This window comes from Actinopolymorpha cephalotaxi, assembly GCF_013408535.1.
Classification (GTDB): domain Bacteria; phylum Actinomycetota; class Actinomycetes; order Propionibacteriales; family Actinopolymorphaceae; genus Actinopolymorpha; species Actinopolymorpha cephalotaxi.
This window is the reverse complement of record NZ_JACBZA010000001.1, coordinates 774,879-788,942: the sequence shown is the minus strand read 5'-3', so window position 1 is coordinate 788,942 and position 14,064 is coordinate 774,879. Positions and strand designations below refer to the sequence as shown.

Sequence of the window (14,064 nt, the reverse complement as noted above, 5' to 3'; positions counted from 1 at the left end):
ATTCGGCGCGCTCGACCGTACGGCCCGCGCGACCGCGGTGCCCTACTCCCGGAACACCGCGGTCGACGGCGGCGCAAGGACGAGCACCAGCGTGAGGATCGCCGCCACCAGCATGGCCGCGCCGACGACGGTCGTGCTCCCCGACAGGAGCTCGTACCCCAGCGGCAGCATCAGCAACTGGATCGCGACCACCGGACCGCGACTCCAGCGGCGCCCTCGCAGCAGACCCCACGCCAGAAAACCGAGTCCCACCCCGGTGGCGAGCACGAACACACCCGCACTGGCGGCGATACCCAGCCCGCGGGTCCGAGTGATGATCGCCTCGACGGTCAGCCAGCCGCCGGCCGCCGCCGCGCCCAGCGCCTCCAGCCCGGCCACTGCGGCCGCGGCGTGCAGGGTCGCAGGCGTGCGTCCGGGCCGGTCGGCCGGACGGGACCCTGCCACCGCGGGCTGTTCCTCCGGCTGGTCCACCGACCGGTCCACCGGCTGGTCGGCCGGCGACTTCGGCGAGGGCTTGGTGCGACGGCGGGACATACCGCGAAGGTTACCGACCGCGGGGTCCGCGGATACCGACGCAGCGCTCGCGCGAGCCCGTCGATATCCTGTGCGGTTTGCGGAGACATGTTCGGTGCGTGTAGATCAAAATCACACTCGGTGACCGTTGGGCCTGGATTGTGACGTAACCGACATGGACTTTTCCGCGGCATAACGCGGAAAGGGTCTTGTGTATCGCTGGCAGAGTTGAAACTATCGAGCCTGCAGAGAGGCGCAGTCACCCGATCGGTGCGTGCGCCGGGGGCTGACGTACCGCGATCACATACGTGTGACCGCCACCAGAGATTGGTGTGCGCTCATTGTCACGCAAAAGATCGTGAAAGTGTTCACACAGCAGAATCCAAGCCAACTGCGAGGCCGGTGGATCCGGCACGCAACGAACTGAGGAGTGAAGCCTTGATGGACTGGCGCCACCGGGCCATCTGCCGGGACGAGGACCCTGAGCTGTTCTTCCCGATTGGGAACACCGGGCCCGCGCTCCTGCAGATCGAGGAGGCCAAGGCGGTCTGCCGTCGTTGTGAAGTCGTCGACCTCTGTCTGCAGTGGGCCCTTGAAACCGGCCAGGATGCCGGTGTCTGGGGCGGAATGAGCGAAGAAGAGCGACGGGCGCTCAAGCGCCGCGCCGCCCGCTCCCGGGCCCGCATCATCTGATTTCGCGACGCCTCGGAACAGCCCTCGCCCAGTGGGCGGGGGCTTGTTTCACGTCCCCGGATTTCGTGTTCCCGGATTTCATGTCCACGGACGGTCGGCGACGTCAGAGCTGTGCGTGCCGGCCGCGACCGCGTGGCTGCCCCTCGTCGGGAAGATCGACCACGACCCGCGTTCCGCTGCCTTCGTCCCGGCCGCCGATCGACAGCACCCCGCCGAGTTCGCTCTCCACCAGGGTGCGCACGATCTGCAGGCCCAGCTGACCCGAACGCTCCACGTCGAAGTCGGCGGGCAGGCCCTGACCGTCGTCCTCGACCACCACGCGCAACCGGCCCGCCGACCGGTCGGCGATCACCTCGACCCGGCCGCCCCGCCGGCCCACGCCGTGCTGGACGGCGTTCTGCGCGACCTCGGTGATCACCATCGCCAACGGTGTCGCCGTTTCCGCCCCGAGCAGACCGAACGAGCCGACCCGCCGGGGCACCACCCGGGTCTCCGGAACCGACACCTCGGCCACCATCGCCAGCACCCGGTCGGCCACCTCGTCGAACTCCACGCGTTCCTCGAACGCCGTCGACAGGGTCTCGTGCACGATCGCGATCGTGCCCACCCGCCGGACCGCCTCCTCCAGCGCCTCCCGGCCACCGGCCGCGCCGATGCGACGCGCCTGCAGGCGGAGCAGGGCCGCCACCGTCTGCAAGTTGTTCTTGACACGGTGGTGGATCTCGCGGATGGTCGCGTCCTTGGTGAGAAGCTCGCGCTCGCGCCGGCGTAGGTCCGTGACGTCGCGAACCAGCACCAGCGCGCCCACCTGGCTGGCGTTCGGCACCAACGGGATCACCCGCATGGTGACCACCGCGCCGTTGTTCTCCACCTCGGTCTGGCGAGGTGCGCGACCGGAGATGAGCACCGGAATGGCCTCGTCCACCGGCAGGCGCGACGGCGGCAGCAGGCCCGCCGTGATCGTTCCCAGGTGACAGCCGAGGAGGTCACCGGTCAGGCCCAGCCGGCGATACGCCGACTGCGCGTTGGGACTCGCGTACGTCACGACCCCGTCCACGTCGAGCCGGACCAGACCGTCACCCACCCGGGGCGCCGCGTCGAGGTCGGCTCGCTCCCCCGGCAGCGGAAACCCGCCCTCGCTGATCATCTGCGCGAGATCCGCCGCGGTCTTGAGGTACGTCAGCTCCAGCCGGCTTGGCGTTCGGACCGAAAGCAAGTTGGTGTTGCGGGTGATGACGCCGAGCACCCGGCCGGCGCGCCGCACCGGAATGGTCTCGACCCGGACCGGCACCTCGTCGCGCCACTCCGGGTCGCCCTCCCGGCAGATCCGGCCCTCGTCGAAGGCGGTGTCCAGCAACTGCCGGCGGCCCCGCGGCACGAACGAGCCCACCAGGTCGTCCAGGTGGGCGGTCGGTCCCGTCGTCGGGCGCATCTGCGCGCACGCCCAGAACCCCAGCCGCTCCCGGTCCGGAACCCACAGGACGAGATCGGCGAACGACAGGTCCGCGAGCATCTGCCATTCGGCCACCAGCCGGTGCAGCCACTCACGATCGAGCTCGGCGAGCTCGGTGTACTGGCGGACCACGTCATCGAGGGAGGGCACGCCGAGAGCGTAACCGGAGGGCGCGCTACTCTCGCCGCCTGCGGCGGTTCGATCACGCCCGGGCGGTCCTCGATAGCACGCGGAGTACGCGTATGTCTGGAAGGATGTCCCCGTGGGGGTTCGGTCAGGTTACTGGGAACACATCCGCGCCAGCGGTTTCAGGCTGCCCGACGACCGTCCCCTCGACGACCTGACCGCCGAGCTCGTGCAGATGCTCGGCGACCCCGACCCCCGGGTGCGCGACGGAATCGCCCTGCCGGTGCTCCTCACCTGGATGAGCGACGGGGTGTACGACGACCTGCTGACCGGGTTCGGCGACGGGGTGGCCGAGGGCCTGTACACCGGGCTCGGCGATGACGGCACCGACACCGTGTTCCGGCGGGCCGGCTCGGCCAGGTTGCTGGCCGAGGCGGTGCTGCGCGACCAGACGGCCAGGGTGCTGCACTCCGACGCGGTCTTCCGCTGGGGCGACCGTGCGGCGTCGTGGTTCGTGCGGGAACGCGATCTCCGCGGGTATGTCGACGGGCGCGGCTGGGCGCACGCGATCGCCCACGGCGCCGACCTGCTCGCCGCGCTGGCCCGCTCCGAACACTTCGACAAGCTCGAGCTCACCGTGCTGCTCGACGTGGTGGCCGACCGGTTGCTCACGCCCTCCGGGCTGCACTTCCGGGGCGGTGAGGACGACCGGCTGGCGTTCGCGGTGATGACCGTTCTCCACCGCAACCTGCTCGGCGTCGACGTGCTGGAGCCGTGGATCGAACGCCTCGCCGCCACGTTGGTTCCGCCGAAGGTCGACGACGGCGAGCCCTGGCCCGAGTGGCCCACTCCGGTCGCCGGCAACACCGGTTCGTTCCTGCGGGCGCTTCACCTTCAGCTCGCGCTCGGCGTCGTGGGGCAGCAGACACCACGCGACGTGGCGTTGTTCGGAACACCTCCGCACGTACGCGCCGACCTGCTGCTGGTGCTGTTGCGGGTGCTGCGGGCCAGCAGGCCGGGGCTGTTCTCCGCGCCCTCGCGCTGACGTTCCCAGGCCTTCGCCGCCGACGCGAAGGGCGCGTCGCGGTCACAACCCTTTCCCCGAACCGGGTCGGGCACTACTCTCGTCGCGGCTGTCCAGCGCGGAGGGTCGTCGTACGTCGTCGTAGGCCGACGGAGGTTGTCATGGTGGCACCAGCAACACGCAGCTCCGCACCACTGGTCACACCCACCCGGGTGGTGGTCGCGGTGCTGCTCGCCGCGCCGTTCGTGGGCACGTTGTGGGTGACGTCGTACTCCAGGGTGGAGCCCCGCCTCGGGGCGTTCCCGTTCTTCTACTGGTACCAGATCCTGTGGATCTTCCTTTCCGCCCTGTGCACGATCGCGGCCTACCTGCTGGTGCGGCGGGAGAACCGCCGGCGCGGCGTCTCGGCGTCGACCGGCGCGGGTGGCACGACCCAGACGATGCGGCCGACCGACCGGACCGAAGGCGGTACTCGATGAAAGCCGGGATTGACGCCACCGCCCTCGCGGTGGTCGTGGTGTTGTTCGTCGCGGTGACCGTGCTCGGCTTCAAGGCCGCCCGGTGGAAGCGGGGTGACTCGCTGGCCAGCCTGGACGAATGGGGCCTGGGCGGCCGGCGGTTCGGTACGTGGGTGACGTGGTTCCTGCTCGGCGGCGACCTCTACACCGCGTACACCTTCGTCGCCGTACCCGCGGTGATGTTCGCCTCCGGCGCGCAGGGCTTCTTCGCGGTGCCGTACACGATCATCGTGTATCCGTTGGTGTTCTTGTTCCTGCCGAGGCTGTGGTCGGTGTCGCACCGCCGTGGCTACGTCACCCCGGCCGACTTCGTGCAGGGACGCTTCGGCTCCCGAGCCCTCGCCCTGGCCGTCGCCCTCACCGGCATCCTGGCCACGATGCCCTACATCGCGTTGCAGCTGGTCGGAATCCAGGCCGTGTTCGAGGTGATGGGCCTGGGCGGCTCGGGCAACATCCTGCTCGCCGACGCCCCGCTCTTCCTCGCGTTCGCGGTCCTCGCCGCCTACACCTACTCGTCCGGGCTGCGCGCACCCGCGCTGATCGCGTTCGTCAAGGACCTGCTGATCTACCTCGTGATCGTGGTGGCCGTCGTCTACATCCCCACCAGGCTGGGCGGTTGGGGCGGCATCTTCGACGCGGCGGAGAAGAAGTTCACCGCCGCGGACGGCGCCGGCGGGCATCCGGTGGGCTTCTCCTTCGCCGCCGTCGGCCAGGCCTGGCCGTACGCCACGCTGGCGCTGGGTTCGGCGATGGCGTTGTTCATGTACCCACACGCGATCACCGCCGTCCTGTCGTCGAAGAACCGTTCCGTGCCACGCCGCAACGCCGCGATCCTGCCGGCGTACTCCTTCCTGCTCGCCCTGCTCGCCCTGCTCGGCTTCATGGCGATCGCGGCCGGGATCAAGCCGGTCGGGCTGAACGGCAAGCCCAACGCGCAGCTGTCGGTGCCGATGTTGTTCGACGCGATGTTCCCGAGCTGGTTCGCCGGGGTGGCCTTCGCCGCGGTCGCGATCGGCGCGCTGGTGCCGGCCGCGATCATGTCCATCGCCGCGGCCAATCTGTGGACCCGCAACGTCTACAAGGCGTTCCTGCGCCCGGGCGCCAGTCACGCCGCGGAGGCCAGGCAAGCCAAGCTTGTCTCGCTGGTGGTGAAGTTCGGCGCGCTGATCTTCGTGCTGGGCCTGGACAAGAGCTACGCCATCAACCTGCAGTTGCTCGGTGGCATCTGGATCCTGCAGACCTTCCCCGCGATCGTCTTCGGGCTCTACACCCGGTGGTTCCACCGCTGGGCGCTGTTCGCCGGATGGGCGGTCGGGATGGCCTACGGCACCTGGACGGCGTACAACATCCCCAACCCGCTCACCGGGGCGCAGCACTTCGGCGGATCCACGGCGAGCATCCCGCTGCTGGGCGAGAAGGGCTACGTCGCGATGACGGCGTGGGTGCTCAACGTCGCGGTGACGGTCGTGGCGACCGTGGTCCTGCGGGCGCTGAAGGTGCCGAACGGTCAGGACCACACCGAGCCCCACGACTACGTCGCCGATGCCGGAGAGCCGGGGGTACGGGACGTGGTGACCCCGGGTACGGCCGGAAAGTCCGGCGCGGCCGCGGAGGCGTAGAGATGTACCCCAATAGTGGATGGATGCGGGCTACCGCAGGGTAGGTTTCGGGCATGACCGAGATCGAGCAGACCGGCTCCGGGGGCTCGCAGGGCTCGGTGGTGCGTGAGGGGCACGGCGGCGACCTCGCGGTCGCGGTGGCCCGGGCACACGGGGTCTCCGCGATGTTCACCCTGTCCGGCGCCCATGTCTTCCCGCTGTACGACGCGGCTGTCGGCGGCGCCGAGCGGCCGTCGCCTCCCCCGCTGCGCCTGGTCGACGTCCGGCACGAGCAGACCGCGGTGTTCGCGGCCGAGGCGATCGGCAAGCTCACCCGCACCCCCGGCCTGGCCGTCGTGACCGCGGGCCCGGGCGTCACGAACGCGGTGAGCGCGGTGACCCAGGCCCACCAGGCGGGGTCGCCGCTGGTGCTGCTCGGTGGCCGAGCGCCGACCCAGCGGTGGGGTGCGGGCAGCCTGCAGGAGCTGGACCACCCGCCGCTGCTCGCCCCGGTCACCAAGCTGGCCGCGACCGTCCCGACCGTGGACGAGATCGTCCCGGCGGTGGACCGCGCGTTCCGACTCGCCGGCACCAGGCACCGGGGCCCGGTCTTCCTCGACGTACCCATGGACCAGCTCTACAGCCGCACCTCCGCGTCCGTGCCCGAGGTGGCCGAACCCGACCTCGGTGTGCCGGATGCCGAGGCCGTGGGTGAGATCGCGACCCTGCTCGGGTCCGCCCAGCGCCCACTGCTGGTGCTCGGCTCCGACGTCTACCTCGATCGAGCCGACTGTGCCGCCCGCACGCTGGTCGAGGAGCTCGAGCTACCGGTGGTCACCAACGGCATGGGGCGCGGGGTCTTCCCACCCGGGCACCCGCAGCTGGTGTCCCGGGCCCGCTCGGTCGCCGTGGGACGCTGCGACCTGGCCATCGTGGTGGGCACGCCGCTGGACTTCCGGCTGGCGTACGGCTCCTTCGGCGGCCGTGACGGTACGCCGCAGGCGAAGGTCGTGCACGTCGCCGACGCACCGGACCAGCTGGCCCGCCACGTTCCCCTCGCGGCCGCCGCGGCCGGGCCGCTGCGGATCACGCTGGCCACTCTGGCCACGGCGTGGGAGCAGGTGCTGCGCCGCCCCGGCTGGACGGCCTGGTCCGCCGAGCTGCGGGCGAGCGAGCAGGCGGCGCGGGCCCGCGACGCCGCGCTGCTGGCCGTGGACAGCGACCCGATCCACCCGGCCCGCATCTACGGCGAGCTGCGCCGCGTGCTGGCCGAGGACGCCGTGGTGATCGGTGACGGCGGTGACTTCGTGTCGTTCGCCGGGAAGTACGTCGAGCCGGGCCGCCCGGGCTGCTGGCTGGATCCCGGGCCGTTCGGCTGTCTCGGCGCGGGCCTCGGCGCGGCGATCGCCGCGCGGGTGAGCCGGCCGTCCTCGCAGGTCGTGCTGCTGCTCGGTGACGGCGCCGCCGGGATGTCGCTGCTGGACGTCGACACGCTGGTGCGGCACCGGCTGCCGGTGGTGATGGTCGTCGGCAACAACGGCTGCTGGGCGCTGGAGAAGCACCCGATGCGGATGCTGTACGGCTACGACGTCGCCACCGACCTGGCGCCGGCCACCCGCTACGACGAGGTCGTGCGCGCCCTGGGCGGGGCCGGCGAGACGGTGGCCCGCCCGGACGACATCGGGCCGGCGCTGAAACGCGCGTTCGACTCCGACGTGCCGTACCTCCTCAACGTGCTCACCGACCCGGAGATCCCGTACCCCCGGTCCACCTTCGGCGTCTGAGGAGCGGCCGGGTCCATCCCGCCCGGGCTGTCCGACGGGCTGTCGGTCGCCTCGGCTATAACGGACGGATGCTGGTCCGCGACGCCCGCCCGAGCGAGTACGCCGCCGTGAGCCGCCTGCTGGGCGAGGTCTACGGCGGCGAGAGCCTGGTCCATCCCCACTACCTCCCGGCCCTGGCCGACACCCGGCGGCGGGCGGAGGACCCCGCCACCGACGTGCTCGTCGCGGTCGACGCCGGCCGGGTGGTCGGCACCGCGACGCTCACCCTGCCCGGCACGCGCTGGACCGAGGTTCCGCCGCAGGAAGCGATGCTGCGGATGCTCGCGGTCGCCCCGCAGGCGCGCCGTGGCGGCGTCGGCACCGCGTTGATCGAGGAGTGTGCCGTACGTGCCCGGCTGGCCGGGGAGACCACGGTCGCGCTGACGACCACCGATTCCATGGTCGATGCCCACCGCCGCTACGAACGCCTCGGCTTCGTCCGCACACCCGTGCGCGACTGGGTGACGGAGTCCGGCGAGCCGCTGCGTGCCTACGTCCGCTCCCTGCCGCCCGCGCCGGTGGTCCGGGAGGCACGTCCGGAGGAGTACGCCGCGGCGGGCCAGGTGACGCTGGCGGCGTACCAGCGGGACGGCCTGCTGGGCGACGCGGACGACTACGCCGAGGCGCTGCTCGACACCAAGCGGCGGGCCGTCGAGGCGTCCCTGATGGTGGCCGTCGACGAGGCTGCCGACAGGGCTGCCGACGGGGCTGTCGAGGGGGCTGTCCCGCGGACCGGGGCCGCCGTGCTGGGCACGGTGACCTACTGCCCGGCCGGGTCGACGTACCAGGAGCTGAGCGGGCCGGGCGAGGGAGAGTTCCGGATGCTCGCGGTGGCACCGCCCGCCCGGGGCCGTGGCGTCGGCGAGCTGCTCGTCCGCACCATGCTTGCGCGCGCCCACGCCGACGGCCACCACGCGGTGGTGCTGTCGACGACAACAGTCGGGCACCGGTCGCACCGGCTGTACGAACGCCTCGGCTTCGGCCGGGTGCCCGACCGCGACTGGCGTCCCGTGCCGGGTGTCACCCTGCTCGCCTACCGCCGCGAGGTCTGAGGGCGACGCGGCCTCCGGCGGCGGCACGGTGTGCACGCGGCTCAGTCGAGGACGACGAGCACGTCACCTTCCTGCACGACCTCGCCGGGCTTGACGGTGACCTCGCGGACCCGGCCGGCGTGCTCGGCGAGGACGGGGATCTCCATCTTCATCGACTCCAGCACCAGCAGCATCTGCCCCGCCTGCACCGGGTCGCCGGAATGCACCGCGACCTCGAACACGTTGGCGACCATTTCCGCTCTGACCTGCTCGGCCACGGCCTCTCCTTCCCCTGGACCGCCCGCCATCCAATCACGCCGAGCGGGACCGGCACGATGGCCCGCCGTCCGGCCCGCCGTCAGCGTGGGGCCGGCGTCACCCGGTCGAGGACCCTCGCCAGCGAGGCGACGACCCGCGGGTCGTACTCGTACGCCATCCCGAGCCGAAGCCCCTCCAGCGCCTCCAGCCGGGCGTCCTCGCTGGTGGCCCGGCCCACCATGTCGTCGTAGGCGTTGACGACCTTGATGATCCGGCTCTCCTGCGGCACGGTCGGGTCGTCGGGCAGGTGCGGGCGGCGGTACGGCTCGGACTGCGCCTCCACCACCTCCGCGACGTCCTCCAGGACACCGGCCTGGCGGACGACCTGCGCGCCGAAGGTCGCGATGCGCCGACGCTCGTCCGGAGTCACCAGTACGGTCGCGCCGCCGGGGATGGCGTCGGCGAGGGAGAGCTGGCCGAGGTCGTGCATCAGACCGGCGTACTGCAGCACCCGCATCCGGCGTTCGGGCAGGCCCAGGTCGCGGCCGATGGCGAGGGCGAGGTCGGTGACCCGGCGAGCGTGCCCGGCGTCGGTGTAGCCGCCGACCTCGGTGGCCCGCGACAGCGCCTGGATGGTCTGCACCTGCGTACGCCTGATCGCGGCGTAGCGGCGGTAGGACAGCTGGGCCAGCAGCAGCGGGATGGTCACCAGCGGCAGGCCCCACAGACCGACCTCCCAGGTGGCCAGCGGGATGAGCACACCGGTGGAGGCGATCGCCGCGCCGATGCCGAAGAACGCGCCGAGCTCGTTGCGCAGCAGCGCCCGGAACGGCCCCCACTGCTGGCTGGCCGCGACCCCGGCGGCCAGCACCGCCTCCAGTGGCCAGGCGACCAGGCCGACGACCACCGTGAGCAGGACGTAGTCGGAGGGGACGTGACTGTCGAACGCGGCGAACAGGTCCTCGTCCAGAACCAGCGGGCGGAACAGCAGGGCGACCCCGGCCACGACGAGCACCCGCCGGGCGATGCCCTCCAGCTCGGCCGACCGGCCGGCGAGCACGTGCGGGAGCGCGCCGGCGAGCATGCCACCGGAGGTCACCGCGACGGTCTGCAGGATCGAGTGGGACGCCCGCCCCTCGGTGGGCAGGTGACTGAGCAGGGCGTATCCCAGGGCCGTGGCGAGCCCGATCGGCGCCTGCACCCGGTCGTCGGGCAGCCGCAGTCGCACCATCTCCCCGACCGCGACGAGGCACCCGAACACGCCCGCCACGGCGGGTGCCGCGACACCGCGGACGGCCGTCTCGACCACCGCGACCAGGACCAGGACGCCGGCGCAGACCGCCAGCAGGACCGAGCCGTCCAGTCGTGGGTGAGAGCGGTACGGCGACAGTGCGCCGCTCACGAGGCCGCCTCGGCCGAGCCCTCGACCTGGGGCGGGTGCACCGGGTCGTCGTGGTCGAAGACGACCTTCTGCTCGGCCGGCGGCACCGGCTGCACCGCCTGGACGGGCGCGGGCTGCCACCCCTCGTGCTCGACGGCGGTGACGAACCGGTCGACCAGCTCGGGGTCGAAGTGGCTTCCGCGGCAGCGCTGAAGCTCGGCCAGGGCTTCCGCGACGGGGCGGGCGGCGCGGTAGGAACGCACGCTGGTCATGCAGTCGAAGGCATCGGAGATCGACAGCACCCGGGCGAAGACCGGGATGTCCTCGGCCCGCAGTCCGGAGGGGTAGCCGGTTCCGTCGTAGCGCTCGTGGTGGTGCATGATCCCGGCCCGGGCGTCCTCCAGGAACGCGATGTCACCGACCACCTCGACGCCGTACAGCGGGTGCTGCTTGATGGCCTCGAACTCCTCCTCGGTGAGCCGGCCGTCCTTCTGCAGAACCCGGGTGGGTACGCCGATCTTGCCGACGTCGTGCAGCAGACCGGCCTCGGCGACGGCGTCCAGCCGGTCGCCGTCCCAGCCCATCTGGGTGCCGAGCATGCGGGCGGCCCGGGCGACCCGCTCACCGTGGCCGCGGGTGTAGAGGTCCTTGGTCTCGATCGCCTGGGCGAGTGCCTGCAGCGTGGACTGGTGGGACTTCTGCTCCGCGGCGTACTGCGCGAACGCCCACCGCGCGACCAGCAACGGCACCAGGAGCAACAGACCGGCGAACGGGCCGAGCTGGCCGAGCCACAGCACGGCGAGCAACAGGCCGAGGTAGGAGTAGCCGAGGAAGGAGAGGAAGACCTCGAAGAAGTTGGCGCGGAGCACGCGCACGGGCGCTCGGCCGCCGTCGAGCCAGAGAACGCCCATCAGCAGGCCGGCATTCGCCACGTGGTAGGCGACGATGGCCAGCGTGATCGGGAGCAGGATCTGCGGGAACGAGCTACGGGCCAGGTCACCGACCTCACCCCCCAGCGCGACGTAGGTGGCACCGCCGAGGAAGGTGCAGACGACGTTCTGGGCGACGTTGTAGGTCCGTTTGTAGAAGGAGGTCTGCTGCCTGGTGGCGAATAGGGCGCCGATCAGCGCGGGAGCGCCCCACATCCCGAGGACCGGGTAGGTCGCCACCGCCACCACCGACGTGAGCGACACGTCGACGTTACGGCCGAGCGGCGCCTTCAGCTGCACCGTCAGCAGAACCAGAGCAGCGAACCACGCGATGTCCGTCGGCCGCGAGACGTTGACGATCGAGATGACCGAGACCGAGGCGGCGACCACACACAACCCCAGAACGTAAGCCCGGGTGGACCGACTCGGCATGGATGACCACTCTTCCTGACCGGCTGCGGTGCAGCTTAGCCGCAGCGGCAACCATCCTCACGCCCACTCCCAGCCGCTCCAGTTCATAATGTCGCCTCCTCCTCGGGTATCGGCAGAGTTTCCGTAACCGCCTCCTGCCGGTTCCCGGCAGGCATCCGCGGCGGGCACATCCCCTTCGGCCGAGTGACAGCCGTGTCATCCGGCGAAGGCACGTGCGAACTTCACAGGTTCAGGTCAGGCACGCGTGCATGGTCGCCTCTGACCGGGTCGCCCGGCCGGGCCCACGGTCAGCTCCACTCCCAGCCACGCTTGGCCGCCGGTGCGCTGGTGCGAGAGCCGTTCATAAGACTGCCTTCCTTGGAGTGATGACGTGGGGCGAATCGACAAGGACCGGGGAAGCCACCACGGAGAGCTACATCGGAGGTAAGGGTCCGTGGGCACGATGATCACTTTCTGCCACCGAAACATCACCTCGGTCGCGGCTCCGCTCCTCGCTCGTGACCCGGTGATGACGAGTCAACGGAAAAAGATCAGTGCGGTCAACTCGGTACTGGAGCCGCAACTCCGAAGAGTAGTGACTACTCTCGGTGAGTACTCGTGGGTAATGGTTTGTCCGCAGAATCCCCCAAACCGTACGAACCAAAGGAGTTCTGGTTACGCCTCGTTCATATGGTCAGACCGAGAATCCGGCAGATCGACCACTCGAAGTTACATAGAGTCAACGGCGCCATCGGGCGCGTGTGAGTGCCGACGAACCCGGCCACAGCCGGCGTTCCGTCCCCCGCAGGCGTGCCCGCCACGGTGATGTGAGCGGTTCGAAGGTTCATTACTGAAAGTGACCAATCTCCGCAGATCCGGCGGCCCGCGGGCGGACCTGGGCGCAAAATTTCTCTACGCAGAGTCACAGGTTTTTTGAGCGCCACACCCTCGCTCCGATCTCCTTCGGCAGGATGCCCTGCTGGAGGAAATCGGAGGTCGTGGGAGGATGCCCGGGCGTACGAACGCATCGGTGCACCGTGCGCGACACACGGACCACGAGAGGGTGACGAGATGGCGAAGAACGGAAGGCGACGTCGGGCCCGGCGCAAGAAGGCCGCCAACCACGGCAAGCGCCCCAACACCTGAGCCGCCGCCAGCGCAGGCCACCAGGGTCCGAGCGCGGTCCCGCGCCCTGTCCCTGGAAAACGAACGGACCCCACCGCCGATGGCGTGGGGTCCGTCTTCGTCTGTGGCGACCTCGGAGTGTCCCGGAGTGTCCTGGGGGTGCGGCGGCCCGGACTCGCGGGCGGAACGGCCGGGGGTCAGCCCGCCTGCGGCCCGGAGTCCTCGCTGATCTCCACGTGCACCGCACGAATGCGCAGGAGCACCTTCTGGCGAAGGTCGCTCGGCGGCCTGTCCTGTCCGCAGGAGCGCGCCACCAGGGACTTCACCAGGCCCTCGAGGTCGTACTTCTGCAGACACGGTGCGCACTCGTCCAGGTGCCGCTGGATCTGCGAACAGTCCGCGGCCTCCATCTCCCGGTCGAGGAAGAGGAAGACCCGCTCGAGGACCTCCGAACAGTCGGTCTCGTGGGGCTTGCCGCAGCTCATGCGTTCTCGCCACCCTTCGCGTCCGCCGCCGGCACCAGCCCGCGCCCGCGGGCGTAGTCCTGCAGCAGCTCACGCAACTGGCGCCTGCCCCGGTGGAGCCGGGACATCACGGTGCCGATCGGTGTTCCCATGATGTCGGCGATCTCCTTGTAGGAGAAGCCCTCCACGTCGGCGAGGTAGACGGCCATCCGGAAGTCGTCGGGCACCTGCTGCAAGGCCTCCTTGACGTCGGAGTCGGGCAGGTGCTCCAGCGCCTCCGCCTCGGCGGACTTCAGCCCTGCCGAGGTGTGCGACTCCGCGCGCGCGATCTGCCAGTCCTCGATCTCCTCGGTGGCGGCGCGCTGCGGCTCCCGCTGACGCTTGCGGTAGGTGTTGATGAACGTGTTGGTCAGGATGCGGTACAGCCACGCCTTGAGGTTGGTTCCCTCGCTGAACTGGTGGAACGAGGAGTACGCCTTGGCGAAGGTCTCCTGCACAAGGTCGTCCGCGTCCGCCGGGTTGCGGGTCATCCGCAGGGCAGCGTTGTACAGCTGATCCAGGAAGGGCAGGGCATCCCGCTCGAATCGGGCGCTCCGCTCCTCCGGCGTCTCGGCGTTCACGGCAGCTGTCATCGCCCGCGAGGATAGCCCCACCGAGGAGGAGCCGTCTTCGGGAGTCCACTCACGCCAGACCGCGACCGCCTCCGGCGGCGGCTGG

At 70.7% G+C, this 14,064-nt stretch carries 14 protein-coding genes; 7 read left to right on the top strand and 7 right to left on the bottom strand.

The genetic code is table 11. The annotated features are described in order from the left end of the window. Nucleotides 1-42: 42 nt before the first annotated feature. Complete coding sequence (locus FHR37_RS03590) at nucleotides 43-534, bottom strand: hypothetical protein (RefSeq protein ID WP_092887079.1); 492 nt, start codon at nucleotides 532-534, stop codon at nucleotides 43-45. Between the two features lie 420 nt (nucleotides 535-954). Between FHR37_RS03590 and FHR37_RS03585 the strand changes: the two genes are divergently transcribed. Continuing rightward, nucleotides 955-1,206, top strand: a complete 252-nt coding sequence (locus FHR37_RS03585) for a WhiB family transcriptional regulator (RefSeq protein WP_092656556.1) — start codon at nucleotides 955-957, stop codon at nucleotides 1,204-1,206. Between the two features lie 103 nt (nucleotides 1,207-1,309). Here FHR37_RS03585 and FHR37_RS03580 read toward each other — a convergent pair whose 3' ends face one another. Next, the gene (locus tag FHR37_RS03580; RefSeq protein WP_092887076.1) at nucleotides 1,310-2,809 is read right to left on the bottom strand and encodes a sensor histidine kinase; all 1,500 of its coding nucleotides are present in this window, start codon (nucleotides 2,807-2,809) and stop codon (nucleotides 1,310-1,312) included. A 112-nt stretch (nucleotides 2,810-2,921) separates the two neighbouring features. Here FHR37_RS03580 and FHR37_RS03575 point away from each other — a divergent pair, with 112 nt between their 5' ends. From FHR37_RS03575 to FHR37_RS31235, 5 genes are all read left to right on the top strand, one after another. Then, nucleotides 2,922-3,830: a DUF2785 domain-containing protein gene (locus FHR37_RS03575; protein ID WP_092887073.1), complete on the top strand. Its 909-nt coding sequence runs from the start codon at nucleotides 2,922-2,924 to the stop codon at nucleotides 3,828-3,830. A gap of 140 nt (nucleotides 3,831-3,970) precedes the next feature. Then, nucleotides 3,971-4,288 carry a DUF3311 domain-containing protein gene (locus FHR37_RS03570; RefSeq protein WP_092887070.1) on the top strand — a complete coding sequence of 106 codons (318 nt, stop codon included), beginning with the start codon at nucleotides 3,971-3,973 and terminating at the stop codon, nucleotides 4,286-4,288. Continuing rightward, nucleotides 4,285-5,946 (top strand): monocarboxylate uptake permease MctP, encoded by a 1,662-nt coding sequence (gene mctP, locus FHR37_RS03565; protein WP_092887067.1) that lies wholly within the window; start codon nucleotides 4,285-4,287, stop codon nucleotides 5,944-5,946. The genes FHR37_RS03570 and mctP overlap by 4 nt, the downstream gene beginning before the upstream one ends. A gap of 53 nt (nucleotides 5,947-5,999) precedes the next feature. Then, a complete protein-coding gene (locus FHR37_RS03560) occupies nucleotides 6,000-7,709 on the top strand; it encodes an acetolactate synthase (protein WP_092887064.1) in 1,710 nt (569 codons plus the stop codon). 68 nt (nucleotides 7,710-7,777) lie between these two features. Further along, nucleotides 7,778-8,800, top strand: coding sequence for a GNAT family N-acetyltransferase (locus FHR37_RS31235; RefSeq protein WP_237769011.1), 1,023 nt, complete (start codon nucleotides 7,778-7,780; stop codon nucleotides 8,798-8,800). A 41-nt stretch (nucleotides 8,801-8,841) separates the two neighbouring features. On the opposite strand, the gene FHR37_RS03545 is transcribed toward FHR37_RS31235, so the two are convergent. The 3 genes from FHR37_RS03545 to FHR37_RS03535 all read right to left on the bottom strand — a co-directional run bounded on the left by FHR37_RS03545 (nucleotide 8,842) and on the right by FHR37_RS03535 (nucleotide 11,779). Continuing rightward, nucleotides 8,842-9,057, bottom strand: a complete 216-nt coding sequence (locus FHR37_RS03545) for a biotin/lipoyl-binding carrier protein (RefSeq protein WP_092887061.1) — start codon at nucleotides 9,055-9,057, stop codon at nucleotides 8,842-8,844. A gap of 80 nt (nucleotides 9,058-9,137) precedes the next feature. Then, on the bottom strand, nucleotides 9,138-10,439 hold the full coding sequence (locus tag FHR37_RS03540; protein WP_092887058.1) for an HD-GYP domain-containing protein: 1,302 nt from the start codon (nucleotides 10,437-10,439) through the stop codon (nucleotides 9,138-9,140). After that, nucleotides 10,436-11,779, bottom strand: a complete 1,344-nt coding sequence (locus FHR37_RS03535) for an HD-GYP domain-containing protein (protein WP_092887054.1) — start codon at nucleotides 11,777-11,779, stop codon at nucleotides 10,436-10,438. The genes FHR37_RS03540 and FHR37_RS03535 overlap by 4 nt, the downstream gene beginning before the upstream one ends. A gap of 1,050 nt (nucleotides 11,780-12,829) precedes the next feature. Here FHR37_RS03535 and FHR37_RS33410 point away from each other — a divergent pair. Next, nucleotides 12,830-12,904, top strand: coding sequence for a 50S ribosomal protein bL37 (locus tag FHR37_RS33410; RefSeq protein ID WP_378079813.1), 75 nt, complete (start codon nucleotides 12,830-12,832; stop codon nucleotides 12,902-12,904). 176 nt (nucleotides 12,905-13,080) lie between these two features. Here FHR37_RS33410 and rsrA read toward each other — a convergent pair whose 3' ends face one another. Beyond that, nucleotides 13,081-13,368, bottom strand: coding sequence for a mycothiol system anti-sigma-R factor (gene rsrA, locus FHR37_RS03530; protein WP_092887051.1), 288 nt, complete (start codon nucleotides 13,366-13,368; stop codon nucleotides 13,081-13,083). Then, complete coding sequence (locus FHR37_RS03525) at nucleotides 13,365-13,979, bottom strand: sigma-70 family RNA polymerase sigma factor (protein ID WP_092887048.1); 615 nt, start codon at nucleotides 13,977-13,979, stop codon at nucleotides 13,365-13,367. The genes rsrA and FHR37_RS03525 overlap by 4 nt, the downstream gene beginning before the upstream one ends. Between the last annotated feature and the right edge of the window lie 85 nt (nucleotides 13,980-14,064).